The organism is Paenibacillus sp. PDC88 (genome assembly GCF_900106725.1).
Taxonomy (GTDB): domain Bacteria; phylum Bacillota; class Bacilli; order Paenibacillales; family Paenibacillaceae; genus Paenibacillus; species Paenibacillus shunpengii.
In genome coordinates this window covers 1-1,815 of sequence record NZ_FNNT01000032.1, presented here as the reverse complement: position 1 = coordinate 1,815, position 1,815 = coordinate 1, and the positions used below count along the sequence as shown (strand labels likewise).

At 50.6% G+C, this 1,815-nt stretch carries 1 protein-coding gene; it reads left to right on the top strand.

The window, feature by feature from the left end:
• Positions 1-400: 400 nt before the first annotated feature.
• Positions 401-1,645: an IS110 family RNA-guided transposase gene (locus BLW49_RS28415; RefSeq protein WP_090728280.1), complete on the top strand. Its 1,245-nt coding sequence runs from the start codon at positions 401-403 to the stop codon at positions 1,643-1,645.
• Positions 1,646-1,815: the final 170 nt, after the last annotated feature.

Below are 1,815 nucleotides of genomic sequence, written 5' to 3'. Positions count from 1 at the left end.
CCTCGTATAGTATCTTTTGAAAGCTCTTTTCTTTCAGCTTCCAGCCCCGTAGGGGCTGGAGAGATTCCTTGAAATTTTCCAGCAAATCGTTCTTTGAAAATTGAATGGGGACTGGACTTTCTGGAATGTCTCTGGACAATGGAACTTAGGGTCCATTCGGGGAAATTCGTATCCCTCCTGTAGCCACGTCTACATTAAAAGTCTGTTTCTCCGGTACACGTCTGAACTTCTTACCCGCTGGCTGTTCCCTTCGGCAACCCATGCCCGGCTATAGCAGTGCCGGGGCAGCTCATGGACTGAAGTGTGTTCTCATAGGCGAGGGTGATTGATCTGCGTGTGCGCCGGAGGCATCCCGGAGCGTCCATTCCCTGAATCCCTCAACAGAAAGGAGGAACTCCATTTGAAGTTATTTGTCGGTATTGACGTCAGCTCACAAGAACTGGAAGCGTGCTTTATGAATCCCGACGGAGACAAGCTGGAAACGCTCACCGTCAAGAATAATCTCGACGGCGCTTCTCATCTGAGAGATCGCATCGTCGCTGTAGCGGACAAGCATTCGTCTTCCGAGATTCACATTGGCCTTGAAGCGACTTCGGTCTACAGCTGGCATCCTGCCATGTTCATGCATGAGGATCCGGCGCTCAAAGCCCGTAAAGCCAAAGTGTTCACCATCAACCCGAAGCTGGTCAGCAAATTCAGAGAAGCCTACCCGGATATGGACAAGACCGACCGTCTTGATGCCTGGGTGATTGCGGATCGCTTGCGCTTTGGACGATTGACCACCACCATCGTCATGCAAGAGCAATATGTTGCGCTCCAGCGCCTCACGCGCATGCGATTCCACCTGATCCACAACCTGGCGCGTGAGAAGCAATATTTTTTGCAGAACCTGTTCTATAAGTGCAACGCCTTTACGACCGAAGTAGACAGCTCGGTATTCGGTCACGCGCTCATGGAGATGCTCTCCGAGAAGTACAGCCTTGACGACATTGCCACGATGGATGTCGCCGAATTGGCCGACTATTTAAGGGACAAGGGACGCAATCGCTTCCCTGATCCGGAGAACGTCGCACGCTGCATTCAGAAGGCTGCCAGAGCCTCTTATCGACTTTCCAAAGTGGTTGAGGACTCCATCGACCTGGTGCTTGGCACATCCATTCAAGTGATTCGAAGCATCCAGGCACAGCTCAAAGATTTGGACAAAGCCATAGAGCGCATTCTCGAAGGCCTGCCTGAATCCAAATGCTTGCGCTCCATCCCTGGGATTGACCGGGTGTATGCCGCCGGTATCCTCGCGGAGATTGGAGACATCGATCGCTTCAGTGATCAAGCGGCTGTGGCCAAGTATGCCGGCCTTTCCTGGCGTAAACATCAGTCTGGCCCTTTTGAAGCCGAAGATACCAAACGCATTAAATCCGGCAACCGATTCCTTCGCTATTACCTGGTTGAAGCTGCCAACTCGGTGAAAAACCGCGATGAGGAATTCGGTGAGTATTACCGGAAGAAGTACAAAGAAGTTCCTAAGCACCAACACAAACGCGCCCTCGTCTTAACGGCAAGAAAACTTGTGCGTCTGGTCGATGTGCTGCTACGCAACGGCCAACTCTATACGCCACGGAAGAAGGTAACGACTGCGAAGGATTGACGCCCCCTTTGCCAAAGTCCTTACTCATTCCCAGTAAAAATCTGGAATTATCCTTGATTTGGGCTGGGATTAGTTTGATATTGTCATTTTTCTAGACTCAAAGCACTTTTCACATAGAAAATTTCCAATTTACTCGAATCTAGGACTTGACATCATACCGCTGGACTTTT